Below are 25,928 nucleotides of genomic sequence, written 5' to 3' on the forward strand. Positions count from 1 at the left end.
CACACAGAAGCGCCCCGCGCCCGGCCGGACCGGACACAGGGCACCCCGGAACGCGTCAGCGCGTCGCACGCGCCAGGAAGTCCGACCACGCGTCCACCCCGAACGCGAGCTGCGGACCGTGCGCGTCCTTGGAATCACGCACACGCACCACCCCGGGCACAGCAGCCACCTCGACACACTCAGGGCCATCATTGCTGCTGTAACTGCTCTTGAACCACTCCGGCGTGGAGCCGTCTCCAGCAGAGGTCTTGAGGGTCACGTCTCTCCCAACAGTTTTTCGATGAAGGCCAGCGACTCCCGTGGGGTGAGAGCCCGCGACCGGAGAATCCCGTACCGCATCTCCAGGATCAGTACCTCCTTGGGGTCGGACAGCAGGAGGCTGCAGAGCTGCCCCTCCCAGTGGCCTACTCCGGTACCGTCCTGGAGTTTCAGCAGTTGCAGCTGACCACCCATGCCGGCGTGGTCCTCACGGCTCGTCGGCATCACCTGGATCTCGACGTGTCGCAAGTGCCCGACTTCCAGCAGGTGTTCAAGCTGACGTCGCAGTACCATTCTGCCCCCGAGAGGGCGGCGAAGCGTCACCTCTTCCTGGACAAATGTGAGCAGCGGAGCGGGCTGGCGCGTGAAGATCTCCTGCCTGCCCATCCGCGCAGCGACCTGCTGTTCGATCTCGTCCTCGCTGTACGCGGGGCGCCGCATGCCGAACAGCGCCCGCGTGTACTCCTCCGTCTGCAACAGACCGTGCAGGTTGTGGTTGCCGTAGGCGCCGAGCTCGACAGCTTCCCTCTCCAGCTTGGCCAGATGTCGCACCTTTTTCGGGTACCGGGCCTCCACCACGTCACGAGTCATCGCCGCGATCTTGCCTCGCGCGCCGAGGACGTGATCCGCCTTGTCCAGGAACTCAGGTTTCGGCAGTCGATAGCCCCGCTCGACGGCGGAGACCATGTCCACCCCGTAACCAATGCCCGAGCCCAGTTCTGTCTGCGTAAGCCCCGCCTCTTCCCGCCAGACCTTGATCTGACGGCCCACCGCCCTCATCACTGCACTGGAATCGTTGTCCAGGTCACCGTCCCACCGGGCCTTGTCCGCCCCATCAGTGGTGAATACCGGTCGCCCTTTACCTCCGCTGGTCGCGCCCATGCGCGCCACCTCCTCTACCGTCCCCAACCGCCCCACCTGCGGCGAGTCACGGCCGCGCCTGGGACAGAACCCGGCCACATCCGCACACAAGCGACCTGTGCGACTTCACCGCACAAACGTAGAAGTCCTTTGTCGCCTCTGGTGACCGGATTCGAATGTGTTCACCCGATTGCCCCGGTCAGCTGCTCGAGCGAAGAGCGGCGCGGTCGCGCGACGAGAGCTCAGGCGTGACGCACTTGAGCTGACGAGCAACCATGAGGTGTCAAGAGTGAACGACTTGGCCGGCTCCATGGCGGTCCCCGGAACAGCTGTATGGGCGACGCCCGGCTCCATTCGCCGGTGCCTCGCGGCTGGTCAGTCGAGACAGAACTCGTTGCCCTCGACGTCCTGCATCACGAGGCACGACTCGTTCTCCTCATCGGCCGGCAGGAGTCGCACGCGTTTCGCGCCGAGCGCCACCAGCCGTGCGCACTCGGCCTCGAGCACGGCGAGACGCTCTTCGCCCACGAGCCCCTTGCCGACCCGCACGTCAACATGAACCCGGTTCTTGGTGATCTTCTCTTCCGGAACGCGCTGGAAATACAGTCGCGGGCCCGCGCCCGAGGGGTCGGCGCAGGCGAACCACGAACCTCGGCTCTCGGGCGGCAGGGAACGCTCGCAGTCGTCCCAGGTGGCGAATCCTCCGGGCAGCACCGCGTCGTACCCCAACGCCTCGCACCAGAAGAGACCGACGCGCTTCGGGTCGGCGCAGTCGAAGGTGACCTGGATTTCCTTGATCGATGCCATCCGATCATCATAGGGACGCGTGCGGACGCCGCACCCCGGTTGCCGAACCCGCCCCGCGGCTCAGCCGGCGCGGAGGCCCGGAAAATGCGGTTGAGACAGGGACCACCGCGTGCTCGAATGGCCTACTCGCCCACGGAACTGACGTCGGGGAACATGAAGGGCAGGCCATTGTGGTGACCGGGGACCTGGTGAAGCTGCGGCCGATGGAACCGTCGGAGGCCGAAGCGCTGTGGCGGTGGAACCACGACCCGGAGGTCATGCGGTGGATGAGTGACGGATACCCCCAGTCACTGGCTCACGTCGAGAAGCGTGTGCGGGAGCGGACGGCGAACTCCTACGCCGATGTCATCCTCGGCATTGAGGTACTCGCCGACCGCCGGCTCATAGGGCTGGTCCGGCTGCGGGACGCGGAACCGGAGACCGGGTGCGCCGAACTCGACATCTACCTCGGCGAAAAGAAGTACTGGGGACAGGGCCACGCCACCGACGCGATGCGGACCATGTGCCGCTACGGCTTCGACAAGATGCAGCTCCACAAGATCTCGCTGACCGTCGTCACCGAGAACCACGCGGCCCACCATGTGTACCGGAAGATCGGCTTCGTGGAGGAGGGGCGGCTGCGCCAGGTGTTCCGGCGCGACGGCCAGTGGTACGACCAGTTCACCATGGGTCTGCTGGCCGGCGAGCTTCGCTAGGACGCGCCGCTCCGCCGGTTCCCCAGGGCGCGGCGGAGGCCGTAGAAGGCGGCGCCGGCGGCCAGGACGGCCGCGCCGGAGAGCACCGAGGCCGGCGGCAGGGCGAACGCCAGGATCAGGCAGCCGGCCAGGCCGACGGCGGGGACCACGCGCGGCGGCCTGCCCTCACCGGGTGTCAGCGTCCAGGCGGAGGCATTGGCGATGGCGTAATAGACGAGCACGCCGAAGGACGAGAAGCCGATCGCGCCGCGCAGGTCCGCGGTGGCGGCGAGCAGCACCACCGCCGCTCCGACGGCCAGTTCGGCCCGGTGCGGCACGTGGAAGCGGGGGTGCACGGCGGCCAGGGCCTGCGGGAGGTGACGGTCGCGGGCCATGGCCAGTGTGGTGCGGGAGACTCCCAGGATCAGCGCCAGGAGCGCGCCGAGCGCGGCGACGGCCGCTCCCACGCCGACCACCGGGACCAGGGCAGGTGCCCCCGCCGCCCGGACGGCGTCGGCCAGCGGTGCGGTGGCCTCCGCGAGCCGGACGGGGCCCAGGACGGCGAGAACGGCCACGGCCACCGCCGCGTACACGGCCAGGGTGATGCCCAGCGCCAGGGGAACGGCGCGCGGGATGGTGCGGGCCGGGTCGCGGACCTCTTCGCCGAGGGTGGCGATGCGCGCGTAGCCGGCGAAGGCGAAGAACAGCAGGCCCGCCGCCTGGAGCACCCCCCAGGGCGTCGCGTCACCGGCCGGCCGCAGGTGCGCCAGGTCTGCCTGACCGCTGGTCAGGGAGGCCACCACGACGGCTCCGAGAACCGCGAGCACGGTGGCGACGATCGCGCGGGTGAGCCAGGCGGTCTTCTGGATCCCGGCGTAGTTGACGGCGGTGAGCGCGACCACCGCGGCCACCGCCAGCGGCCGCTCATGGCCGGGCCACGCGTACGCGCCGACGGTCAGCGCCATCGCCGCGCAGGAGGCCGTCTTGCCCACGACGAACGCCCAGCCGGCCAGGTAGCCCCAGAACTCCCCCAGCCGCTCACGGCCGTACACATAGGTGCCGCCGGAGGCGGGGTAACGGGCGGCCAGCCTGGCGGAGGAGGTCGCGTTGCAGTAGGCGACCACGGCCGCCACCGCCAGCCCGATCAGCAGCCCCGAGCCGGCCGCCGCGGCCGCCGGGCCGAAGGACGCGAAGATGCCCGCGCCGATCATCGCCCCCAGGCCGATCATCACGGCGTCCGGCACACCGAGTCCGCGCCGCAGTCGCGGTTCGCTCATGGAACTCTCCCTGACAGCCCTTCCGGCGGGGGGCCCGGCCCTGCCGGGCTTCCGGCACCCGGACGACGGTACCGGAGAGGCCGGAGGCCACGGCCTCTCCCCTCCCCCGGGCGGGCATGCCGAAGGGCCCGTACGGCCGCGCGGTGAGGTGCGGTCGTACGGGCCCTTTCGCCGGCCGGGGCCGACAGGTGCTCCGGGGAGCGTCAGGTCACTTGACGATCTTGGTGACCTGGCCGGCGCCCACGGTCCGGCCACCCTCACGGATGGCGAACTTCAGGCCCTCCTCCATGGCGACCGGCTGAATCAGCTCGACCTTCATTTCGGTGTTGTCGCCCGGCATGACCATCTCGGTGCCCTCGGGGAGGCTCACCACACCGGTCACGTCCGTGGTACGGAAGTAGAACTGCGGGCGGTAGTTGTTGAAGAACGGGGTGTGGCGGCCACCCTCGTCCTTCGACAGGATGTAGGCCTGGGCCTCGAACTCGGTGTGCGGGGTGACCGAGCCCGGCTTGATGATGACCTGGCCGCGCTCGACGTCCTCGCGCTTGATGCCGCGGAGCAGCAGACCGACGTTCTCACCGGCCTGGCCCTCGTCGAGCAGCTTGCGGAACATCTCGATACCGGTAACGGTGGTGGAGGTCTTCTCCTCCTTGATACCGATGATGTCGACGTTCTCGTTGACCTTGAGGACACCGCGCTCGATACGGCCGGTGACGACCGTGCCGCGACCGGTGATCGTGAAGACGTCCTCGATGGGCATCAGGAACGGCTTCTCGACGTCGCGCTCCGGCTGCGGGATGGACTCGTCGACGGCCTTCATCAGGTCGAGGACGGTCTTGCCCCACTCCGCGTCGCCCTCCAGCGCCTTCAGCGCGGAGACCTTCACGACCGGCACGTCGTCGCCGGGGAACTCGTACTCGGACAGGAGCTCACGGACCTCGAGCTCGACGAGCTCCATGATCTCCTCGTCGTCCACCATGTCGGCCTTGTTCAGGGCGACGACGATGTACGGCACGCCGACCTGGCGGGCCAGGAGCACGTGCTCCTTGGTCTGCGGCATCGGACCGTCGGTCGCGGCGACCACGAGGATCGCGCCGTCCATCTGGGCGGCACCGGTGATCATGTTCTTGATGTAGTCCGCGTGACCCGGGCAGTCGACGTGGGCGTAGTGACGGCTCTCCGTCTGGTACTCGACGTGCGCGATGGAGATGGTGATACCGCGCTGACGCTCTTCGGGAGCCTTGTCGATCTGGTCGAAGGCCGAGGCCTCGTTCAGGTCGGGGTACGCGTCGTGCAGCACCTTGGTGATCGCCGCGGTAAGAGTGGTCTTACCGTGGTCGATGTGACCGATGGTGCCGATGTTGACGTGCGGCTTAGTCCGCTCGAACTTCGCCTTCGCCACTGGGGTCCTCCTGTGGACTGGTGCTGTACGCCCTCCGCGTCTTGCGGAAGGTGTTCACATGGTCGGTCCGAACCGGCCAGGACCCCGAGGGGGACGCCCTTGACCTGTTCGCTTGGGGGCCGGCCCCGGGTTCCGCCGCAGAATACCTGAGTGTTCTGCGGCGGAATGCCCCGAATGCCGTTGGTGCTCCAGCTTAAGGGGTGGAGTAGTCGGGAATCCCCGGGTTACTCGCCCTTGGCCTTCGCGATGATCTCCTCCGCGACGTTCTTGGGAACCTCGCCATAGGAATCGAACTGCATGCTGTAGCTCGCGCGACCGGAGGTCTTGCTCCGCAGGTCACCGACGTAACCGAACATCTCCGAGAGCGGCACCAGAGCCTTGACGATCTTGGCTCCGCTCCGGTCCTCCATGGCCTGAACCTGGCCACGGCGGGAGTTGATGTCACCGATCACATCGCCCATGTAGTCCTCGGGCGTGGTGACCTCGACGGCCATCAGCGGTTCGAGCAGGGCCGGGCTGGCCCTCCTCGCGGCCTCCTTGAACACCATGGAGCCGGCGATCTTGAAAGCCATCTCGGACGAGTCGACGTCGTGGTAGGCGCCGTCCAGCAGCGTCACCTTGACACCGGTCAGCGGGTAGCCGGCGAGAACGCCGAACTCCATCGCCTCCTGGCAGCCGGCGTCCACGGACGGGATGTACTCCCGCGGGATGCGGCCACCGGTGACCTTGTTCTCGAACTCGTACCCGTCGCCCTCGAGCGGCTCGACGCTGATCTGCACCTTCGCGAACTGACCGGAACCACCGGTCTGCTTCTTGTGCGTGTAGTCGACCTTCTCGACGGCCCTGCGCAGGGTCTCCCGGTAGGCGACCTGCGGCTTGCCGACGTTGGCCTCGACCTTGAACTCGCGCTTCATGCGGTCGACCAGCACGTCCAGGTGCAGCTCGCCCATGCCCGAGATGATGGTCTGGCCGGTCTCCTCGTCGGACTTGACCTGGAAGGACGGGTCCTCCTCGGCCAGCCGCTGGATCGCGACACCCAGCTTCTCCTGGTCGCCCTTCGACTTGGGCTCGATGGCGACCTCGATGACCGGGGCCGGGAACTCCATCGACTCCAGGATCACCTGGTCCGCCGCGTCGCAGAGGGTCTCGCCGGTGGTGGTCTGCTTCAGACCCATGACGGCGACGATGTCGCCGGCACCCACGCTGTCGATCTCCTCACGCTTGTTCGCGTGCATCCGGTAGATCTTGCCGATGCGCTCCTTCTTGCCCTTCACCGAGTTCATCACCTGCGTGCCGGTCTTCAGCACGCCGGAGTAGATCCGGACGAAGGTGAGCTTGCCCAGGTGGGGGTCGCTCATGATCTTGAAGGCGAGCCCGGCGAGCGGCTCCTCCTCGGACGGCTTGCGGGCGATGACCTGCTCGCTGTCCTTGGGGGAGTAACCCTCGACGGCCTCGATGTCCAGCGGCGACGGCAGGTACCGCACGACCGCGTCGAGCAGGGGCTGCACGCCCTTGTTCTTGAACGCGGTACCGCAGAACACCGGGGTGACGGTGGTGGAGCCCTCGGCGCCGGTGGAGGCGAGGGTGATGCGGCGGATCGCCGCGCGCAGCTGCTCCTCGGAGGGCTCCTCGCCCTCCAGGTACAGCTCCATCATCTCCTCGTCGTTCTCGGCGACACCCTCCACCAGCTTGCCGCGCCACTCCTCGGCGTCGGCCTGGAGGTTCTCGGGGATGTCGACGACGTCGTACATCTCACCGAGCTTGGTCTCCTCGGACCACACCAGGGCCTTCATGCGGACGAGGTCCACCACGCCACGGAAGCCGGCCTCGGCACCGATCGGGAGCTGCATCACCAGCGGGGTCGCGGACAGGCGGTCGACGATCATGTCGACGCAGCGGAAGAAGTCCGCGCCCGTGCGGTCCAGCTTGTTGACGAAGCAGATCCGCGGCACGCCGTACCGGTCGGCCTGGCGCCAGACCGTCTCGGACTGCGGCTCCACGCCGGCCACGCCGTCGAACACCGTCACCGCACCGTCGAGCACCCGCAGCGAACGCTCCACCTCGACGGTGAAGTCGACGTGCCCGGGCGTGTCGATGATGTTGATGGTGTGGTCGACCTCGTCCAGCGGCCAGTGGCAGGTGGTCGCGGCGGACGTGATGGTGATGCCGCGCTCCTGCTCCTGCGCCATCCAGTCCATCGTCGCGGCGCCGTCGTGCACCTCGCCGATCTTGTAGCTCACGCCGGTGTAGAACAGGATCCGCTCGGTGGTGGTCGTCTTGCCCGCGTCGATGTGGGCCATGATCCCGATGTTGCGGACCCTGGCCAGGTCAAGTGAAGTAGTAGCCATGAGGCTTCGATCTTCTCTCGGTCTCGATGGGGTAGCGACTACCAGCGGTAGTGCGCGAAGGCCTTGTTGGACTCGGCCATCTTGTGGGTGTCCTCGCGCTTCTTGACGGACGCGCCGAGGCCGTTGGAGGCGTCGAGCAGTTCGTTCATCAGACGCTCGGTCATGGTCTTCTCGCGGCGGGCCCGCGAGTAGCCGACCAGCCAGCGCAGCGCCAGGGTGGAGGAGCGGCCGGGGCGGACCTCGACCGGCACCTGGTAGGTGGCACCGCCGACGCGCCGGGAGCGGACCTCGAGGGTCGGCTTGACGTTCTCCAGCGCGCGCTTGAGGGTGATGACCGGGTCGTTGCCGGTCTTCTCCCGCAGCCCCTCCATGGCGCCGTAGACGATGCGCTCGGCGGTGGAGCGCTTGCCGTTCAGCAGCACCTTGTTGATGAGGGAGGTCACCAGAGGAGAACCGTAGACCGGGTCGATGTGGACCGGGCGCTTCGGGGCAGGGCCCTTACGAGGCATGCTTACTTCTCCTTCTTGGCGCCGTAGCGGCTGCGAGCCTGCTTGCGGTTCTTGACGCCCTGCGTGTCGAGGGAGCCGCGGATGATCTTGTAACGAACACCCGGCAGGTCCTTCACACGGCCACCACGCACGAGCACGATGGAGTGCTCCTGGAGGTTGTGGCCCTCACCCGGAATGTAAGCGGTGACCTCGATACCACTGGTCAGTCGCACACGGGCGACCTTGCGCAGGGCCGAGTTCGGCTTCTTCGGGGTGGTCGTGAACACACGCGTGCAGACACCACGACGCTGGGGCGAACCCTCGAGCGCGGGTGTCTTGTTCTTCTCGACCTTGTCCTGCCGGCCCTTGCGGACCAGCTGCTGGATCGTTGGCACCGTTTCTCCGGTTTCATGTCTGCCGGCCATGTTCAGCCGGCGGCGATAAAGCTAACCTGGCCACTCGCCGACCCACGCGGTCGGGTGTGTCGGATACCGCAGGCTTCCGCGCCGCACGGCGGGAAGGTGATGCGGATCCCGGAATCCCGGCTGCGAACAGGCAGGGGACACCCCAGGCACAAGGTCAGAGCCTACCTAGCGCATGGGCTGCGGTCAAAACAACCACCCACGCTGCCTTGACGGCGCACGGTTTCCGTGTCCGCTCCCCGGCCCCCGCCTCCGGAGCCCGGGCCCGCACACGCCGGCGGGCGCCCGCCCCCTGGGGAGCGACCGCCCGCCGATGGTGTCCGGCACCCGGCCCGAGCCGGGTGCCGTCAGCCATGTCAGCCCTGGTAGGGGCCGTAGTCGTAGTCCTCCAGCGGGACCGCCTGGCCGGAGCCGGTGCCGAAGGGCGAGTAGTCGATGTCGTCGTAACCGACGGCCGAGTACATCGCGGCCTTCGCCTCCTCGGTGGGCTCCACCCGGATGTTCCGGTAGCGGGACAGGCCCGTGCCGGCCGGGATGAGCTTACCGATGATGACGTTCTCCTTGAGGCCGATCAGGGAGTCCGACTTGGCGTTGATCGCCGCGTCGGTCAGCACCTTCGTGGTCTCCTGGAAGGACGCCGCCGACAGCCACGACTCGGTGGCCAGCGACGCCTTGGTGATGCCCATGAGCTGCGGACGGCCGGAGGCGGGGTGACCGCCCTCCGCCACCACGCGGCGGTTCTCGCTCTCGAACTTCGAGCGCTCCACCAGCTCACCGGGCAGCAGCTCGGCGTCCCCGGACTCGATGATCGTCACCCGGCGCAGCATCTGCCGGACGATGATCTCGATGTGCTTGTCGTGGATGGCCACACCCTGCGAGTTGTAGACCTTCTGGACCTCGCCGACCAGGTAGATCTGCACCGCCCGCTGGCCGAGGATCCGCAGCACGTCGTGCGGGTTGGCCGCACCGACGGTCAGCGGCTGGCCGACCGTGACGTGGTCGCCCTCGTCCACCAGCAGCCGGGACCGCTTGGAGACCGCGTAGGAGGTCTCGTCCGACCCGTCGTCCGGGGTGACGACGACCTTCTTGGTCTTCTCGGTCTCCTCGATCCGCACCCGGCCGGCCGACTCGGAGATCGGCGCGACGCCCTTGGGGGTACGGGCCTCGAAGAGCTCGACGACACGCGGCAGACCCTGGGTGATGTCCTCACCGGCCACACCGCCGGTGTGGAAGGTCCGCATCGTCAGCTGGGTGCCGGGCTCACCGATGGACTGGGCGGCGATGATGCCGACCGCCTCACCGATGTCGACCAGCTTGCCGGTGGCCAGCGAACGGCCGTAGCACATGGCGCAGGCGCCGACCGCGGACTCGCAGGTGAGCACCGAGCGGGTCCTGACCGTCTTGACACCGTGCCGGACCAGCTCGTCGATGAGCACGTCGCCCAGGTCGGTGCCGGCCGGGGCCAGCACCGTGCCGTCGACGGTGACGTCCTCGGCCAGGCAGCGGGCGTAGACGCTGCTCTCCACGTTCTCCGTCTTGCGCAGCACGCCGTCCGGGCCGGTGACCGCGATGTCCAGCTTGAGGCCGCGCTCGGTGCCGCAGTCCTCCTCACGGATGATGACGTCCTGGGAGACGTCCACCAGACGCCGGGTCAGGTAGCCGGAGTCGGCGGTCCGCAGGGCGGTGTCCGCCAGACCCTTCCGGGCGCCGTGCGTGGAGATGAAGTACTCCAGCACGGACAGACCCTCGCGGAAGGAGGCCTTGATGGGACGCGGGATCGTCTCGTTCTTGGCGTTGGAGACCAGGCCTCGCATACCCGCGATCTGACGCATCTGCATCATGTTTCCGCGGGCTCCCGAGTCGACCATCATGAAGATGGGGTTCGTCTTCGGGAAGTTCTCGTTCATGGTCTCGGCGACCTCGTTGGTCGCCTTCGTCCAGATCGCGATGAGTTCCTGGGTCCGCTCGTCCTTGGTGATCAGACCGCGCTCGTACTGCTTCTGGACCTTCTCGTCCTGCGCCTCGTAGTTCGCGAGGATCTGCTTCTTGGCCTCGGGAACGACGATGTCGGAGACGGCGACGGTGACACCGGACCGGGTGGCCCAGTAGTAACCGGCGGCCTTCAGGTTGTCCAGCGCCGCGGCGACGACGACCTTGGGGTAGCGCTCGGCCAGGTCGTTGACGATCGCGGAGAGCTGCTTCTTGCCCACCGACTCGTCGACGAACGGGTAGTCCTCCGGCAGCAGCTCGTTGAACAGCGCCCGGCCCAGGGTGGTGCGCAGCCGGAAGCTGTCACCCTGCTGCCACTGCGGCTCGCCCTCCTCGGAGGCCGGCGGTGTCCAGCCGCGCGGCGGAACGGCGCCCACCGGGAAGCGGATGTCGATCTTCGCCTGGAGCGACAGCTCGCCGGCGTCGAAGGCCATGATCGCCTCGGCGGTGGAGGCGAAGGACCGGCCTTCGCCCTTGACCTCGCGCTCCTCCTCGTCGGTGGTGAGGAAGAACAGCCCCAGCACCATGTCCTGGGTGGGCATGGTGACCGGCCGGCCGTCGGCCGGCTTGAGGATGTTGTTCGAGGACAGCATCAGGATGCGGGCCTCGGCCTGCGCCTCCGCGGACAGCGGCAGGTGCACGGCCATCTGGTCGCCGTCGAAGTCCGCGTTGAAGGCGGTGCACACCAGCGGGTGGATCTGGATCGCCTTGCCCTCGACCAGCTGCGGTTCGAAGGCCTGGATGCCCAGGCGGTGCAGGGTCGGGGCACGGTTCAGCAGCACCGGGTGCTCGGCGATGACCTCTTCGAGGACGTCGTACACCACGGTGCGCTGGCGCTCGACCATGCGCTTGGCCGACTTGATGTTCTGCGCGTGGTTGAGATCCACCAGACGCTTCATCACGAACGGCTTGAACAGCTCCAGCGCCATCGCCTTGGGCAGACCGCACTGGTGCAGCTTGAGCTGCGGGCCGACGACGATCACCGAACGGGCGGAGTAGTCGACGCGCTTGCCCAGCAGGTTCTGCCGGAAGCGGCCCTGCTTGCCCTTGAGCATGTCGGACAGCGACTTCAGCGGACGGTTGCCCGGGCCGGTCACCGGCCGGCCGCGGCGGCCGTTGTCGAACAGCGCGTCGACGGCCTCCTGCAGCATCCGCTTCTCGTTGTTCACGATGATCTCGGGCGCGCCGAGGTCCAGCAGCCGCTTGAGGCGGTTGTTCCGGTTGATGACCCGGCGGTAGAGGTCGTTCAGGTCGGAGGTCGCGAAACGGCCACCGTCCAGCTGCACCATCGGCCGCAGGTCCGGCGGGATCACGGGGACGCAGTCGAGCACCATGCCCTTGGGGCTGTTGGAGGTCTGCAGGAACGCGGAGACGACCTTCAGCCGCTTCAGGGCGCGGGTCTTCTTCTGGCCCTTGCCGGTCCGGATGATCTCCCGGAGCCGCTCGGCCTCCTCGTTCAGGTCGAAGGTCTCCAGCCGCTTCTGCAGCGCGGCGGCGCCCATCGAGCCGTCGAAGTAGGTGCCGAAGCGGTCGCGCAGCTCGCGGTAGAGCAGCTCGTCGCCCTCCAGGTCCTGGACCTTGAGGTTCTTGAAGCGGTTCCACACGTCGTCGAGCCGGTCGATCTCGCGCTGGGCGCGGTCGCGGATCTGCTTCATCTCGCGCTCGGCGCCCTCACGCACCTTGCGGCGCACGTCCGCCTTGGCGCCCTCGGCCTCCAGCTCGGCCAGGTCGGCCTCCTGCTTCTTGGCCCGGGCCTCCAGGTCCGCGTCGCGGCGCTGCTCGATCTGCTGGCGCTCGACGGAGACGTGTGCCTCCAGCGAGGGCAGGTCGCGGGTGCGGCGCTCCTCGTCCACGTACGTGATCATGTACGCGGCGAAGTAGATGACCTTCTCCAGGTCCTTCGGCGCCAGGTCCAGCAGGTAGCCCAGGCGGGAGGGCACACCCTTGAAGTACCAGATGTGGGTGACGGGGGCGGCCAGTTCGATGTGGCCCATCCGCTCACGGCGCACCTTGGCGCGGGTCACCTCGACGCCGCAGCGCTCACAGATGATGCCCTTGAAGCGGACGCGCTTGTACTTGCCGCAGTAGCACTCCCAGTCCCGGGTGGGGCCGAAGATCTTCTCGCAGAAGAGGCCGTCCTTCTCGGGCTTGAGCGTGCGGTAGTTGATGGTCTCCGGCTTCTTGACCTCACCGTGGGACCACTGACGGATGTCGTCAGCGGTGGCGAGGCCGATCCGCAGTTCGTCGAAGAAGTTGACGTCGAGCACTGTCGTCAATCCCTCTCAGGGTCGTGTCAAAAATGGTCTGAACGGGGTCGCGGGGACGGCCGGGGCCCTCCCGCTCCTCCGCGGGCGGCGGGAGGAGCGGGAGGGACTCACGGCCGGGCCCGTCAGACCTCTTCGACGCTGCTCGGCTCGCGCCGGGACAGGTCGATACCGAGCTCTTCCGCCGCGCGGAAGACGTCCTCGTCGGTGTCACGCATCTCGATGGACATGCCGTCCGAGGACAGCACCTCCACGTTGAGGCAGAGCGACTGCATTTCCTTGATGAGCACCTTGAAGGACTCCGGGATGCCGGGCTCCGGGATGTTCTCGCCCTTCACGATCGCCTCGTAGACCTTCACCCGGCCGGTGACGTCGTCGGACTTGATCGTCAGCAGCTCCTGGAGCGCGTAGGCGGCGCCGTACGCCTCCAGGGCCCAGACCTCCATCTCACCGAAGCGCTGGCCGCCGAACTGGGCCTTACCGCCGAGCGGCTGCTGGGTGATCATGGAGTACGGACCGGTCGAACGCGCGTGGAGCTTGTCGTCGACCAGGTGGTGGAGCTTGAGGATGTACATGTACCCGACCGAGACCGGGTCCGGGAACGGCTCGCCGGAGCGGCCGTCGTACAGGCGCGCCTTCCCGGAGGGGAGCACCAGCCGGTCGCCGTCGCGGTTGGGAATGGTCGACTCGAAGAGGCCGGCCATCTCGTCCTCGCGGGCGCCATCGAACACCGGGGTGGCGACGTTGGTGCCGGGGGCGACATCGTCCGCGCCGATCGCGGCCAGCCGCTGCTTCCACTCGGCGTCCAGCCCTTCGACCTGCCAGCCCTGGGAGGCCAGCCAGCCCAGGTGGATCTCCAGGACCTGGCCCGGGTTCATCCGGGAGGGGACGCCCAGGGGGTTCAGGATGACGTCGACCGGGGTGCCGTCCTCCATGAACGGCATGTCCTCGACCGGCAGGATCTTGGAGATGACGCCCTTGTTGCCGTGCCGGCCGGCCAGCTTGTCGCCGTCGGTGATCTTGCGCTTCTGCGCCACGTAGACGCGGACCAGCTGGTTCACGCCCGGCGGCAGCTCGTCGCCCTCCTCGCGGTCGAAGACCCGGACGCCGATGACCTTGCCGGTCTCGCCGTGCGGCACCTTCAGCGAGGTGTCACGGACCTCGCGGGCCTTCTCACCGAAGATCGCGCGCAGCAGCCGCTCCTCGGGGGTCAGCTCGGTCTCACCCTTCGGGGTGACCTTGCCGACCAGGATGTCGCCCGCCTCGACCTCGGCGCCGATCCGGATGATGCCGCGATCGTCGAGGTCGGCCAGCACCTCCTCGGAGACGTTCGGGATGTCCCGGGTGATCTCCTCGGGGCCGAGCTTGGTGTCCCGGGCGTCCACCTCGTGCTCGTCGATGTGGATCGAGGACAGGACGTCGTCCTGCACCAGGCGCTGCGAGAGGATGATCGCGTCCTCGTAGTTGTAGCCCTCCCAGGGCATGAACGCGACCAGCAGGTTCTTGCCCAGCGCCATCTCGCCCTCGTCGGTGGACGGGCCGTCGGCGATGACCTGACCGGCCTTCACCTCCTGGCCCTCCTCGACGAGGACCTTCTGGTTGAACGAGGTGCCCTGGTTGGAGCGGTGGAACTTCGACAGCCGGTAGGTGACGTGGGTGCCGTCGGCGTTCTCCGCGGAGATGTAGTCGGCCGAGACGTCGGTGATGACGGCGTCCTGGTCGGCCTTGATCACATCGCCGGCGTCCGTCGCGCAGCGGTACTCCATGCCGGTGCCCACCAGCGGGGCCTCCGCCTTCAGCAGCGGGACGGCCTGGCGCATCATGTTCGAGCCCATGAGCGCGCGGTTGGCGTCGTCGTGCTCCAGGAACGGGATCATGGCCGTGGCCACCGACACCATCTGGCGCGGCGAGACGTCCATGTAGTCGACCTCGGAACCCGGGATGTAGTCCACCTCGCCGCCACGGCGGCGGACCAGCACCCGGGACTCGGCGAAGCGGTAGTCGTCGGTCAGCTTCGCGTTCGCCTGGGCGATCACGAAGCGGTCCTCCTCGTCCGCCGTCAGGTAGTCGACCTCGTCGGTGACCACGCCGTCGCGCACCTTGCGGTAGGGCGTCTCGACGAAACCGAAGGCGTTGACCCGGCCGAAGGCCGCCAGCGAGCCGATCAGACCGATGTTCGGACCCTCGGGGGTCTCGATCGGGCACATCCGGCCGTAGTGCGAGGGGTGCACGTCACGGACCTCGAGGCCCGCCCGCTCACGGCTCAGACCGCCGGGGCCCAGCGCCGAGAGCCGGCGCTTGTGCGTCAGGCCGGACAGCGGATTGGTCTGGTCCATGAACTGGGACAGCTGGCTGGTGCCGAAGAACTCCTTGATGGAGGCGACGACCGGCCGGATGTTGATCAGGGTCTGCGGCGTGATCGCCTCGACGTCCTGGGTGGTCATCCGCTCCCGGACCACGCGCTCCATCCGGGCCAGGCCGGTACGGACCTGGTTCTGGATGAGCTCGCCCACGTTGCGCAGGCGGCGGTTGCCGAAGTGGTCGATGTCGTCGGTCTCGACCACGATGGTCCGGCCGTTGGAGGTGACCGTCTCGGTCTCCCCGGCGTGCAGCTTGACCAGGTACTTGATCGTGGCGATGACGTCCTCGGTCGTCAGCACGCCGGCGTCCAGCGGCTCGTCGCCGCCGAGCTTCTTGTTGATCTTGTACCGGCCGACCTTGGCCAGGTCGTACCGCTTGGGGTTGAAGTACAGGTTCTCCAGCAGGGTCTGCGCGGCCTCGCGGGTCGGCGGCTCGCCCGGGCGGAGCTTGCGGTAGATGTCGAGCAGCGCGTCGTCCTGCCCCTGGGTGTGGTCCTTCTCCAGGGTGGCGCGCATCGACTCGTACTCGCCGAACTCCTCCAGGATCTGCTCGGAGGTCCAGCCCAGGGCCTTCAGCAGCACCGTGACGGACTGCTTGCGCTTGCGGTCGATGCGGACACCGACCATGTCGCGCTTGTCGATCTCCATCTCCAGCCAGGCACCCCGGGACGGGATGATCTTGGCCGAGAACAGGTCCTTGTCCGAGGTCTTGTCGATGCTGCTGTCGAAGTAGACGCCGGGCGAGCGGACCAGCTGGGAGACCACGACACGCTCGGTGCCGTTGATGCAGAAGGTGCCCTTGTCGGTCATGAGCGGGAAGTCACCCATGAAGACCGTCTGGGACTTGATCTCGCCGGTCTCGTTGTTGGTGAACTCGGCGGTGACGAAGAGCGGTGCGGCGTACGTGAAGTCGCGCTCCTTGCACTCGTCGATGGAGTTCTTGGGCGGCTCGAACCGGTGGTCGCGGAAGGTGAGCGACATCGACCCGGAGAAGTCCTCGATGGGGGAGATCTCCTCGAAGATCTCCTCCAGCCCGGACTTGGTGGGGACGCCCTGCCCACTCTCCAGCGCGGCCTCGACTCGGGCCTTCCAGGCGTCGTTGCCGAGCAGCCAGTCGAAGCTCTCGGTTTGCAGCGCAAGGAGGTTCGGAACCTCGAGAGGCTCCTTGATCTTCGCAAAAGAGACACGCAGGGGTGCGGTGCTGGTGCCGTTATTCGTGTGTACGGTCGAGGCGTTGCGCGAGGCGGCCAAGAGGGGGTCCTTCCGAGGGCTCGGACTCACTGCGCGCATACCGGTCCCCCTGGTGACGGACAGGGAGAAAGCTAATAGGCAGCGCAAAGGGTCAGTGTAGCCACAAGACCCACTGATGTCCAATGCCGGTATCCGGAGACCGCCACAGCACCGGTTTCCCCGCTCTCGCCTCGCCTGTCCGCGAGACCCTCCCGGCTGCCTCGGTCACCGGGGTCCGGACTCGCTTGCCGCATCAATTCCCGCATCGCCGCCGATCCATGCATCGAATCACGGACCGATGTTCATCGCGTCCCGAGAATCGCGCGAGTGGGGCGGTTCGTCAAGAGCCCCGGCCCGCTGTTGCCGCCGCCGGCGGCACCCCGGCCGCCCGACGGAATCCGGACAGCCACAGATCACCATACCTGGCGCATGGCCCAGAGCAAGGAGGCCGCGTCCGGAAGCGGCCGGGGGCGGCCACCCCGAAGGGTGACCGCCCCTGGCGACGGGAGCCGGTGAGGGCTCCGGTGTCACTTGACCTCGACGGAGGCGCCGGCGCCCTCGAGGGCCTCCTTGGCCTTGTCCGCGGCGGCCTTGTCGACCTTCTCCAGGACCGGCTTCGGGGTGCCGTCGACCAGGTCCTTGGCCTCCTTCAGACCCAGCGAGGTCAGCTCGCGCACGACCTTGATGACCTGGATCTTCTTGGCGCCGGCACCGGTGAGGATGACGTCGAACTCGTCCTGCTCCTCGGCGGCGGCGGCGTCGCCACCGGCACCACCCGGGGCGGCGGCGACGACGGCGGCCGGGGCGGCGGCCTCGACGTCGAACTTCTCCTCGAACTTCTTCACGAACTCGGAGAGCTCGATCAGGGTCATTTCCTCGAACTGCGCGAGCAGGTCTTCCTGGCTGAGCTTCGCCATGATGGCGTCCTTCCACTAAGTCGGCTGGTGCCGGGTGTACATGTCGGCGGGCGTACGGGCCCGCTGCGACCGGAGCGCGCGGTGACTACTCCGCGGCCGCGGCCTCGGCGGGAGCCGGCGTACCGGCACCGCCCTGCTCGCGCTTGTCCCGAAGCGCGTCCGCGGTGCGGACGAACTTCGACAGCGGTGCCTGGAAGGTCGCCGCGGCCTTGGCCATGGACGCCTTCATGCCACCGGCCAGCTTGGCGAGCAGCACCTCGCGGGACTCGAGGTCCGCAAGCTTGTTGATCTCTTCGGCGGACAGCGCCTTGCCGTCGAGCACGCCGCCCTTGATGACCAGGGCGGGGTGGTCCTTCGCGAAGTCGCGCAGACCCTTCGCCGCCGCGACCGGGTCACCGGTCACGAAGGCGACCGCCGTCGAGCCCTGGAAGAACTCGTCCAGCTCGGTGACCCCGGCCTCATTGGCCGCGATCTTGGTCAGCGTGTTCTTCGCCACGCGGTACTGAGCGCTCTCACCGAGAGAACGGCGCAGGTCCTTCAGCTGCGCCACGGTGAGACCGGTGTACGCGGTGACGACAGCGGCGTTGGAGTTCTGGAACTTCTCCTTGATCTCCGCGACGGCTGCGACCTTGTCGGGACTCGCCATGAACCTCGGCCCTCCTTCCGGGTGATACGGACCGCACGGAAGGGGCCGGCAACGACGAAACGCCCCGGCGCAGGCGCTCGGGGCGTGGAACGTCTCGGCTGCCACCCGGAGGGCGGCGGGCCGGACGTGTGCTCCCGCTCCGGCACACGGAGTGTGCGGGCGGGTCCCGGTCACCTGCGCAGGTCGTCCGCGATCAGCGGATCCTTCGGCCACCTCGGTGACTCCCCTGCGGGGGTCCAAGGCAACGACCAGCGGTCTTTGGCTTCGGGGGAAGACTACGCGACCGGTTTCCCCGCAGGCAAATCGCCCGACGGGCCGGGACGCCGCCCGCAGGCGCCGTCCCGGCCCGTTCACCGGATGGCGGGTCCTACTCGTCCCAGTCCTCGTCCCAGCCCTCGTCCTCGAAGTCACCGGCGAGGCCGGCCATCATCTCCATGAAGTCGATGGTCTCGTCCTCCGGCGGCGCCTCCACCGTGACGGAGGTGCCGTAGTTGGAGTAGGCGGTCTCGGTGACCATCTTGCCCTCGGGAGTCTCGAAGGCCTGGTGGATCTGGACCGGGAAGTCGTTGCCGTCCACCCAGACGTCGATGTCGAAGCTCTCGATGCCCTGCTCGCGCAGAGTTTCGATGAGCTCGGTGCGCTCCGCCTCGTCCAGGACGCCCTCGCCGGAGCCCTCCAGGGCCTCCTCCAGCGTGACGGTGCCCGAGTAGCGGTCGACCTTCTCGCCGTTCAGGGTCTCCTGGCCCATGTGCTCGACGCCGGAGGACTCCAGGAGCAGCGCGAGCTGCTCCTGCGGGCTCTGCTGCTGCTCGCCCATGCCGTGGGTCAGCGCGTCGGCGATCTCGTCGTCGCCGCTCTCCTCCGCGATGGCCGCGAAGTCCATCTTGAGCCAGCTGGCACCGCCGGTCTCGGCGGCCATCTCCTCGCCGAGGTTCATGTACATGACGTTGTCGAGGAAGATCATGGAGATCCCGTCCTCGTTCAGGTCCGGGCCAGTCGCGGTGATGTCCATGGCCAGGGTCGGCTCCCAGGACATGGAGCCCGTCATCGTCATGTCGCCGCCGGCGGACCCCGGCGCGCGCACGACCATCTCGATGTCCGCGGAGGTGATCTCCTGGGTCTTCTCCGCAGCTGCCTGAAGGGCCTCGAAGGCGGACCGGGAGGCCGCCCCGCCATTGCCGGACGATCCGGCGTCATCGGACGAGCCGGAGTCCCCGCTGCACGCCGCCGTGCCTATCAGCAGTGCGGCCGTGGCCACAGCGAGCGCGCCTTTGCGTATGGGACGCATGTTCCCCACCTTCGTACTGAAAACCTTTGGTCGACCCTCACAGTAGCGCAGGGTGATCAAGCAAACGGCACCTGCCCCCGGTCTGTGACAGAACGGAGACAGGTGCCGAATGCAGGGGTGGCGCGACCGCCACGGGAAGGCTGCGGTCAGACCGCGGCGTCCTCCGCCAGGAGGTTGCGGGTGCGGTTGCCGTCGACCGGGATGCCGGGGCCCATCGTGGTGGTGATGGTGGCCTTCTTGATGTACCGGCCCTTGGCCGCCGAGGGCTTCAGCCGCTGGATCTCCTCCATCGCCGCGGCGTAGTTCTCGACGAGCTGGCGCTCGTCGAAGGACACCTTGCCGATGATGAAGTGGAGGTTCGCGTGCTTGTCCACACGGAACTCGATCTTGCCGCCCTTGATGTCGGTGACGGCCTTGGCGACGTCCGGGGTGACGGTGCCGGTCTTGGGGTTCGGCATCAGACCACGCGGACCGAGCACCCGGCCCAGACGGCCGACCTTGCCCATCAGGTCCGGCGTGGCCACCACGGCGTCGAAGTCCAGCCGGCCGCCGGCGACCTCGGCGATCAGTTCGTCGGAGCCGACGATGTCGGCCCCCGCGGCTTCCGCGGCCGCGGCACGCTCACCGGTCGCGAAGACCAGGACCCGGGCGGTCTTGCCGGTGCCGTGCGGGAGGTTCACGGTGCCGCGGACCATCTGGTCGGCCTTGCGCGGGTCGACACCCAGGCGCATGGCCACCTCGACGGTCGCGTCGAACTTGGTGGTGGAGGTTTCCTTGGCCAGACGGACAGCCGCCAGCGGGGAGTACGCCTGGGTCCTGTCGACCTTGGCGTCCGCGCTGCGGAGGGACTTGCTGCGCTTCACTGCTGCTCCTGAAGAGTGCGGTTCGGAGTCGTGGTACGGGCCGGCGCAGGGCCCTGCCACGGTGGTGGATGGCGGTCCGGCCACGGGCCGGACCAGGGGGCCGTCAGCCCTCGACGGTGACGCCCATGGAACGGGCGGTACCGGCGATGATCTTCTCGGCGGCGTCCAGGTCGTTGGCGTTGAGGTCGGCCATCTTGGTGGTGGCGATCTCCCGCACCTGGTCACGCGTGATCTTCGCGACCTTGGTCTTGTGCGGCTCGCCGGAGCCCTTCTCCACACCCGCGGCCTTGAGGATCATCTTCGCGGCCGGCGGGGTCTTGGTGATGAAGGTGAAGGAGCGGTCCTCGTAGACCGTGATCTCCACCGGCACGACCCAGCCGCGCTGCGACTCGGTCGCGGCGTTGTAGGCCTTGCAGAACTCCATGATGTTGACGCCGTGCTGACCCAGCGCCGGACCGACCGGCGGGGCGGGGTTCGCGGCACCGGCCTGGATCTGGAGCTTGATCAGCCCCGCGACCTTCTTCTTCTTGGGAGGCATGCTCTCTCCGGGTCCTTAGTGAGAGGTGTTCGAGGCCCGCGGTCCGCGGGGCCCCCGGAGAACCGGAAGCCGTCCGCACGCAGGCATACCGCCCCACGATAACGGGTAGGACGGTTCAACTGAAATCCGGGCGCCCGCCCGGCCGCGGACCGGACACGCGTGAAGGGCCCGGCCGGACATTCCTGTCCGGCCGGGCCCTCGCGCCGGCTGCGGTGCGGCCGTCAGTTCTTCTGGATCTGGTCGAAGCTCAGCTCCACCGGGGTCTCCCGGCCGAAGATCTCCACCAGCCCCTTGACCTTCTTGGAGTCGGCGTTGATCTCGTTGATCGTCGCCTGCAGAGTGGCGAAGGGGCCGTCGGTGACGGTGACCGAGTCGCCCACCTCGAAGTCCAGGACCTGGACCTCGACCTTGCGCCCGCCGGCCGGCACACCGGACTCGGCCGCCGCCTCGCGGGCGGCCTTCTGCTCGACCTCGGGGGCCAGCATCTTCACGATCTCGTCCAGCGTCAGCGGGTACGGGTCGTAGGCGTTGCCCACGAAACCGGTGACGCCGGGGGTGTTGCGCACCACGCCCCAGGACTCGTTCGTCAGGTCCATCCGGACCAGGACGTAGCTGGGGAGCTTGTTCTGCTTGACGGTGCGGCGGTCGCCGTTCTTGATCTGGACGACCTCTTCCTGCGGCACCTCGACCGCGAAGATGTAGTCCTCGACGTTCAGCGAGACGGCGCGCTGCTCCAGGTTCGTCTTGACGCGGTTCTCGTAGCCCGCGTAGGTGTGCACGACGTACCACTCGCCGGGCAGAGTGCGCAGCTCCTCGCGCAGCTGTGCCACCGGGTCCACCGGCTCGGGCTCGGCCTCCGGCTCCGCGGCCTCCGCCTCCGCGCCGGCGTCCGTCCCGGTCTGCTCACCGGCGGCTTCGGCCTCGGCGCCGGTGTCCTCGGTGCCGGCCTCCGCTGCTTCGGTGTCCGCCTCGGCAGTGCCGGGGTGCTCGTCTGCCGTGCCGGCTGCTTCGAGGATGTCGCGCGGGGTGCCCTCGCCTTGCTCGGCGGGCCCGGAGTCGTTCGGATTCGGGTCAGACACGGTAGCTGCTTCTTCCTCAAATGGGGTGGATCATCCGGCAGGGACCACGGACCCGTGCCCCTCCCGGAACGGCTCAGCCGAAGACGTACTCGACGACCCGGCTGAATCCCCAGTCAAGCACGACGAGGATGCCGATGACGACGAGAACGAAGACGATCACCGCGATGGTGTAGGTCGTCAGCTGGTGCCGGGTGGGCCAGACGACCTTGCGGAGTTCCGCGATGATCTGGCGGTAGAAGAGAGCGAGCCTGCCGAGCGGGCCCTTCTTGCCTCGCCTGCCCCGGCGGCCGGTGCCTTCCCCCCGGGGCTCCGGCGCCTCGACGGAGTCCGTGATGCCAGCCACTCGTCCTCACCTGATCCCGGTAATTGCCGTGCGTGCGTGCACGCACCATGGGCACGGCGCGTGTAGCAGGGCCGGAGGGACTTGAACCCCCAACCGCTGGTTTTGGAGACCAGTGCTCTACCAATTGAGCTACGACCCTTTGCGGTGATCCCAACCTACCCCATCGGTACGGACACGAGAATGTGCCCGACCGGCAGCGGCCGGTGAGGACCAACGAGGGACGAGTGTACGTGCTGGAACGCCGTGCGTCGAACAGGTAGCTTTCAGCCACCGGTTCCACCCTCCGAGCCGCCGTGCCCCGGCCGCCCCCGGTCTGCGACGATGCCCCTATGAGTGCCGCATCCCCCTCACAGTCAGCCGCTTCGCCGACGGACCGCAGGGTCTCGGTCCGCGTCGGTGCGATCTCCGAATCCGCCACCCTCGCCGTCGACGCCAAGGCGAAGGCCCTCAAGGCCGCCGGCCGCCCGGTGATCGGGTTCGGCGCCGGCGAGCCGGACTTCCCGACCCCCGACTACATCGTCGAGGCCGCCGTGGAGGCCTGCCGCGACCCCCGCAACCACCGCTACACCCCGGCCGCGGGGCTGCCGGAGCTGAAGGCCGCCATCGCCGCCAAGACGCTGCGCGACTCCGGCTACGAGGTCGAGGCGAGCCAGATCCTGGTCACCAACGGCGGGAAGCAGGCCATCTACGAGGCCTTCGCCGCCGTCCTCGACCCGGGCGACGAGGTCCTGGTCCCGGCTCCCTACTGGACCACCTATCCCGAGTCGATCCGTCTGGCGGGCGGCGTGCCGGTGGATGTCGTCGCCGACGAGACCACCGGCTACCGGGTCTCCGTGGAGCAGCTGGAGGCAGCCCGCACGGAGAAGACGAAGATGCTGGTGTTCGTCTCCCCGTCGAACCCCACCGGCGCGGTCTACTCCCGCGAGCAGGTGGAGGCCGTCGGCCGCTGGGCCGCCGAGCACGGCCTGTGGGTGCTGACCGACGAGATCTACGAGCACCTGGTGTACGGGGACGCCACGTTCACCTCGCTGCCGGTGGTGGTCCCCGAGCTGGCCGACAAGTGCATCGTGGTCAACGGCGTCGCCAAGACGTACGCCATGACCGGCTGGCGGGTCGGCTGGATCATCGGCCCGAAGGACGTCGTCAAGGCCGCCTCCAACCTCCAGTCGCACGCCACCTCCAACGTGAGCAACGTGGCGCAGGTGGCGGCGCTGGCCGCGGTCTCCGGCGACCTGGACGCCGTGGCGAGGATGCGCGAGGCCTTCGACCGCCGGCGCCGGACCATCGTCCGGATGCTCAACGAGATCGACGGCGTCACCTGCCCCGAGCCGGAGGGCGCGTTCTACGCCTACCCGTCGGTCAAGGGGCTGCTCGGCAAGGAGCTGCGGGGCCGCCGGCCGCAGAGCTCCGTCGAGCTGGCCGAGGTGATCCTGGAGGAGGCCGAGGTCGCGGTCGTCCCCGGTGAGGCCTTCGGCACCCCCGGCTACCTGCGGCTGTCCTACGCGCTGGGCGACGAGGACCTGGTGGAGGGCGTCTCCCGGATCCAGAAGCTGCTGGCCGAGGCCCGCGACTGACCTCACCCGCACGGCACCGCCGATCCGGCGGAGGCGGCCGGCCGCGGCCCGCGCGGGCGGCGGCGGCCCGCTTCGCTGTTCGGGGTGGCGCTCGTTCGGGGAACTCGGCTACCGGCCGCGAGCGGCGATGCGGCAGTATCTGGGAATGGCGAGTGTTCGTGACCTCCGGCTGCTTCCCAAGGCCCATCTGCATCTGCACTTCACCGGCTCCATGCGCTCCGGCACGCTGCTGGAGCTGGCCGACAAGTACGGGGTGCACCTGCCCGACGCGCTCAGCGGCGGCGAGCCCCCGAAGCTGCGCGCCACGGACGAGCGGGGCTGGTTCCGCTTCCAGCGGCTGTACGACATGGCCCGCTCCTGCCTGCGCGAACCGGAGGACATCCAGCGGCTGGTGCGCGAGGCCGCCGAGGAGGACCTGCGCGACGGCTCCCGGTGGCTGGAGATCCAGGTCGACCCGACCTCATACGCCCCCCGGCTGGGCGGGCTGATTCCGGCGCTGGAGATCATCCTCGACGCGGTGGACACCACGGTGCGCGAGACGGGTCTGGACATGCGGGTCCTGGTCGCCGCGAACCGCATGAAGCACCCGCTGGACGCCCGCACCCTGGCCCGGCTGGCAGTCCGCTACCAGCACCGCGGAATCGTCGGTTTCGGACTGTCCAACGACGAGCGGCGGGGTTTCGCCCGCGACTTCGACCGGGCCTTCGCGATCGCCCGGGACGGCGGTCTGCTGGCGGCGCCGCACGGCGGCGAGCTGGCGGGACCGGCCAGCGTCCGGGACTGCCTGCAGGACCTGCGGGCGGCCCGGATCGGCCACGGGGTGCGGGCGGCGGAGGACCCGCGGCTCATGGAGCGGCTGGCACAGGCCGGGGTGACCTGCGAGGTCTGCCCGGCCTCCAATGTGGCGCTGGGCGTCTACGACAGCCTGGAGGAGGTGCCGCTGCGGACGCTGTGGGACGCCGGGGTGCCGATGGCCCTGGGTGCCGACGACCCGCTGCTGTTCGGCTCACGGCTGGCCGAGCAGTACGAGATCGCCCGGCGGTACCACGGCTTCACCGACGCGGAACTGGCCGAGCTGGCCCGGCAGTCGGTGCGGGCCTCCGCCGCGCCGGAGGACGTCCGGGACAAGCTGCTGCTGGACATCGACGCCTGGCTGGAGAGCTGACCCGGCCGCGGGCGCCGGGTGCCGCCGTCAGAGGCGGGCGCCCACCAGGACCGGCTCGTTGGCCAGGGTCACCCCGAAGGCGTCGCGGACGCCGTCGCGGACCTCCCGGGCCAGCGCCAGCAGGTCCTCCGTGCCGGCCCCGCCGCGGTTGGTGAGCGCCAGGGTGTGCTTGCCGGAGATCCGGGCCGGGCCCGTGCCGTAGCCCTTGGTGAACCCGGCCTTGTCGATGAGCCAGGCCGCCGAGGTCTTGGTGCGGCCGTCACCGGCCGGGTAGGCGGGCGGGGCGGCGCCCGGGCCCAGGCGCTCGGCGACGCGGGCGAGGAAGGCGGCGAACTGCTGATCGGTGAGGATGGGGTTGGTGAAGAAGGAGCCCGCCGACCAGGTGTCGTGGTCCTCCGGGTCGAGGACCATGCCCTTGCCCGCCCGGAGCTTGAGCACCGTCTCGCGGGCCCTGCCGACCGGCACGCGCTCCCCCGGCTCCACACCGAGGGCGCGGGCTGCTTCGGCGTACTTCACGGGCGCGGACATGCCGCCGGCGTCCTCCAGTTCCATCCGCACCCGCAGCACGACGTACCGCCCGGGGCCGGCCTTGAACCTGCTGTGCCGGTAGCCGAAGCCGCAGTCGGCCCCCGGGAGGGTGACCGTCTCGCGGGCCCTCCGGTCGTAGGCGACGACCTCGGTGATGACCGAGGAGACCTCCTGGCCGTAGGCGCCGACGTTCTGGATCGGGGTGGCCCCGGCCGAACCGGGAATGCCGGCCAGGCATTCGATGCCGGCCAGTCCGGCGGCAACCACCCGCTGGACGGCGTCCGACCAGTTCTCGCCGGCGGCCAGCTCCAGCCGGGTGCCGGCGAGGCGGAAGCCTGTGGTGGCGATGCGCAGCGCCGTGCCGTCGAAGCCGGCGTCGGCGATGACCAGGTTGCTGCCGCCGCCGATGATCAGCAGTGGCGTGCCCGCGGCGTCGGCCTCGTCGACGGCGGCCACCACCTCGTCGTCGGTGTGCGCCGTCAGCAGCCGCGTCGCGGGTCCGCCCAGACGGAAGGTGGTCAGCGGGGCCAGCGGGGCGTTGCTCAGTTCCTGCACGGGTCCAGACTACGGTGCCCGCCGCCCCCGGCCGGCGAGGGCGGGGGCGGCG

Annotated in this window: 21 protein-coding genes and 1 tRNA gene; 3 read left to right on the forward strand and 19 right to left on the reverse strand. The window is 68.8% G+C overall.

Translation table 11 applies throughout. The features are described from left to right. Nucleotides 1–55: 55 nt before the first annotated feature. The 3 genes from ABD299_RS13130 to ABD299_RS13140 all read right to left on the reverse strand — a co-directional run bounded on the left by ABD299_RS13130 (nt 56) and on the right by ABD299_RS13140 (nt 1,926). Nucleotides 56–259 (reverse strand): DUF397 domain-containing protein, encoded by a 204-nt coding sequence (locus tag ABD299_RS13130; protein WP_344261791.1) that lies wholly within the window; start codon nt 257–259, stop codon nt 56–58. Further along, a complete protein-coding gene (locus ABD299_RS13135; protein WP_425581324.1) occupies nt 256–1,140 on the reverse strand; it encodes a helix-turn-helix domain-containing protein in 885 nt (294 codons plus the stop codon). Before ABD299_RS13135 ends, ABD299_RS13130 begins: the two co-directional genes overlap by 4 nt. Before the next feature lie 354 nt (nt 1,141–1,494). Further along, complete coding sequence (locus ABD299_RS13140; protein ID WP_344261793.1) at nt 1,495–1,926, reverse strand: VOC family protein; 432 nt, start codon at nt 1,924–1,926, stop codon at nt 1,495–1,497. A gap of 170 nt (nt 1,927–2,096) precedes the next feature. Here ABD299_RS13140 and ABD299_RS13145 point away from each other — a divergent pair, with 170 nt between their 5' ends. Then, on the forward strand, nt 2,097–2,621 hold the full coding sequence (locus ABD299_RS13145) for a GNAT family N-acetyltransferase (protein WP_344261795.1): 525 nt from the start codon (nt 2,097–2,099) through the stop codon (nt 2,619–2,621). Here the strand turns inward: ABD299_RS13145 and ABD299_RS13150 are convergent. The 15 genes from ABD299_RS13150 to ABD299_RS13220 form a co-directional block, all read right to left on the reverse strand. Next, nucleotides 2,618–3,877 (reverse strand): APC family permease, encoded by a 1,260-nt coding sequence (locus ABD299_RS13150; RefSeq protein WP_344261797.1) that lies wholly within the window; start codon nt 3,875–3,877, stop codon nt 2,618–2,620. The two genes, ABD299_RS13145 and ABD299_RS13150, sit on opposite strands and share 4 nt — an antisense overlap. Nucleotides 3,878–4,085: 208 nt before the next feature. Beyond that, entirely contained in the window at nt 4,086–5,279 is a 1,194-nt protein-coding gene (tuf, locus tag ABD299_RS13155; RefSeq protein ID WP_344261799.1) for an elongation factor Tu, read from the reverse strand. Nucleotides 5,280–5,503: 224 nt separating this feature from the next. Then, a complete protein-coding gene (gene fusA, locus ABD299_RS13160; RefSeq protein WP_344261800.1) occupies nt 5,504–7,627 on the reverse strand; it encodes an elongation factor G in 2,124 nt (707 codons plus the stop codon). Between the two features lie 38 nt (nt 7,628–7,665). Further along, the gene (gene rpsG / locus ABD299_RS13165; protein WP_113689428.1) at nt 7,666–8,136 is read right to left on the reverse strand and encodes a 30S ribosomal protein S7; all 471 of its coding nucleotides are present in this window, start codon (nt 8,134–8,136) and stop codon (nt 7,666–7,668) included. Nucleotides 8,137–8,138: 2 nt separating this feature from the next. Beyond that, complete coding sequence (gene rpsL / locus ABD299_RS13170; RefSeq protein ID WP_003948652.1) at nt 8,139–8,510, reverse strand: 30S ribosomal protein S12; 372 nt, start codon at nt 8,508–8,510, stop codon at nt 8,139–8,141. Nucleotides 8,511–8,893: 383 nt separating this feature from the next. Further along, the gene (locus ABD299_RS13175; RefSeq protein ID WP_344261927.1) at nt 8,894–12,793 is read right to left on the reverse strand and encodes a DNA-directed RNA polymerase subunit beta'; all 3,900 of its coding nucleotides are present in this window, start codon (nt 12,791–12,793) and stop codon (nt 8,894–8,896) included. A gap of 122 nt (nt 12,794–12,915) precedes the next feature. Continuing rightward, nucleotides 12,916–16,401, reverse strand: coding sequence for a DNA-directed RNA polymerase subunit beta (gene rpoB, locus ABD299_RS13180; protein ID WP_344261806.1), 3,486 nt, complete (start codon nt 16,399–16,401; stop codon nt 12,916–12,918). A gap of 506 nt (nt 16,402–16,907) precedes the next feature. Beyond that, nucleotides 16,908–17,297, reverse strand: a complete 390-nt coding sequence (gene rplL / locus ABD299_RS13185) for a 50S ribosomal protein L7/L12 (RefSeq protein WP_344261808.1) — start codon at nt 17,295–17,297, stop codon at nt 16,908–16,910. 85 nt (nt 17,298–17,382) lie between these two features. Beyond that, entirely contained in the window at nt 17,383–17,943 is a 561-nt protein-coding gene (gene rplJ, locus ABD299_RS13190; RefSeq protein ID WP_344261810.1) for a 50S ribosomal protein L10, read from the reverse strand. Between the two features lie 367 nt (nt 17,944–18,310). Next, a complete protein-coding gene (locus ABD299_RS13195; RefSeq protein ID WP_344261811.1) occupies nt 18,311–19,231 on the reverse strand; it encodes an SCO4651 family lipoprotein in 921 nt (306 codons plus the stop codon). A gap of 146 nt (nt 19,232–19,377) precedes the next feature. Continuing rightward, entirely contained in the window at nt 19,378–20,094 is a 717-nt protein-coding gene (gene rplA / locus ABD299_RS13200; protein WP_344261813.1) for a 50S ribosomal protein L1, read from the reverse strand. Nucleotides 20,095–20,197: 103 nt separating this feature from the next. Next, complete coding sequence (gene rplK / locus ABD299_RS13205) at nt 20,198–20,632, reverse strand: 50S ribosomal protein L11 (RefSeq protein WP_344261815.1); 435 nt, start codon at nt 20,630–20,632, stop codon at nt 20,198–20,200. 221 nt (nt 20,633–20,853) lie between these two features. After that, nucleotides 20,854–21,648 carry a transcription termination/antitermination protein NusG gene (gene nusG / locus ABD299_RS13210; RefSeq protein ID WP_425581327.1) on the reverse strand — a complete coding sequence of 265 codons (795 nt, stop codon included), beginning with the start codon at nt 21,646–21,648 and terminating at the stop codon, nt 20,854–20,856. 136 nt (nt 21,649–21,784) lie between these two features. Next, on the reverse strand, nt 21,785–22,054 hold the full coding sequence (gene secE / locus ABD299_RS13215; RefSeq protein WP_425581325.1) for a preprotein translocase subunit SecE: 270 nt from the start codon (nt 22,052–22,054) through the stop codon (nt 21,785–21,787). Between the two features lie 66 nt (nt 22,055–22,120). Next, nucleotides 22,121–22,193 (reverse strand) — tRNA-Trp (locus tag ABD299_RS13220). A 190-nt stretch (nt 22,194–22,383) separates the two neighbouring features. On the opposite strand from ABD299_RS13220, the gene ABD299_RS13225 reads away from it, so the two are divergent. Next, entirely contained in the window at nt 22,384–23,628 is a 1,245-nt protein-coding gene (locus tag ABD299_RS13225; RefSeq protein ID WP_344261819.1) for a pyridoxal phosphate-dependent aminotransferase, read from the forward strand. A 145-nt stretch (nt 23,629–23,773) separates the two neighbouring features. Then, a complete protein-coding gene (locus ABD299_RS13230; protein WP_344261821.1) occupies nt 23,774–24,793 on the forward strand; it encodes an adenosine deaminase in 1,020 nt (339 codons plus the stop codon). A gap of 27 nt (nt 24,794–24,820) precedes the next feature. Here ABD299_RS13230 and ABD299_RS13235 read toward each other — a convergent pair whose 3' ends face one another. Next, nucleotides 24,821–25,876, reverse strand: a complete 1,056-nt coding sequence (locus ABD299_RS13235; RefSeq protein ID WP_344261823.1) for a UDP-N-acetylmuramate dehydrogenase — start codon at nt 25,874–25,876, stop codon at nt 24,821–24,823. Between the last annotated feature and the right edge of the window lie 52 nt (nt 25,877–25,928).

This window comes from Streptomyces sodiiphilus (assembly GCF_039529215.1).
GTDB lineage: Bacteria > Actinomycetota > Actinomycetes > Streptomycetales > Streptomycetaceae > Streptomyces > Streptomyces sodiiphilus.

Excerpts from the sequence above, each read along its gene's own strand:
- ABD299_RS13135 (WP_425581324.1), bottom strand. The coding sequence starts at position 1,140 with ATGGGCGCGACCAGCGGAGGTAAAGGGCGACCGGTATTCACCACTGAT.
- ABD299_RS13225 (WP_344261819.1), top strand. The coding sequence starts at position 22,384 with ATGAGTGCCGCATCCCCCTCACAGTCAGCCGCTTCGCCGACGGACCGC.
- ABD299_RS13230 (WP_344261821.1), top strand. The coding sequence starts at position 23,774 with ATGGCGAGTGTTCGTGACCTCCGGCTGCTTCCCAAGGCCCATCTGCAT.
- ABD299_RS13150 (WP_344261797.1), bottom strand. The coding sequence starts at position 3,877 with ATGAGCGAACCGCGACTGCGGCGCGGACTCGGTGTGCCGGACGCCGTG.
- ABD299_RS13195 (WP_344261811.1), bottom strand. The coding sequence starts at position 19,231 with ATGCGTCCCATACGCAAAGGCGCGCTCGCTGTGGCCACGGCCGCACTG.
- rplJ (WP_344261810.1), bottom strand. The coding sequence starts at position 17,943 with ATGGCGAGTCCCGACAAGGTCGCAGCCGTCGCGGAGATCAAGGAGAAG.
- ABD299_RS13140 (WP_344261793.1), bottom strand. The coding sequence starts at position 1,926 with ATGGCATCGATCAAGGAAATCCAGGTCACCTTCGACTGCGCCGACCCG.
- rpsG (WP_113689428.1), bottom strand. The coding sequence starts at position 8,136 with ATGCCTCGTAAGGGCCCTGCCCCGAAGCGCCCGGTCCACATCGACCCG.
- rplK (WP_344261815.1), bottom strand. The coding sequence starts at position 20,632 with ATGCCTCCCAAGAAGAAGAAGGTCGCGGGGCTGATCAAGCTCCAGATC.
- fusA (WP_344261800.1), bottom strand. The coding sequence starts at position 7,627 with ATGGCTACTACTTCACTTGACCTGGCCAGGGTCCGCAACATCGGGATC.
- rplL (WP_344261808.1), bottom strand. The coding sequence starts at position 17,297 with ATGGCGAAGCTCAGCCAGGAAGACCTGCTCGCGCAGTTCGAGGAAATG.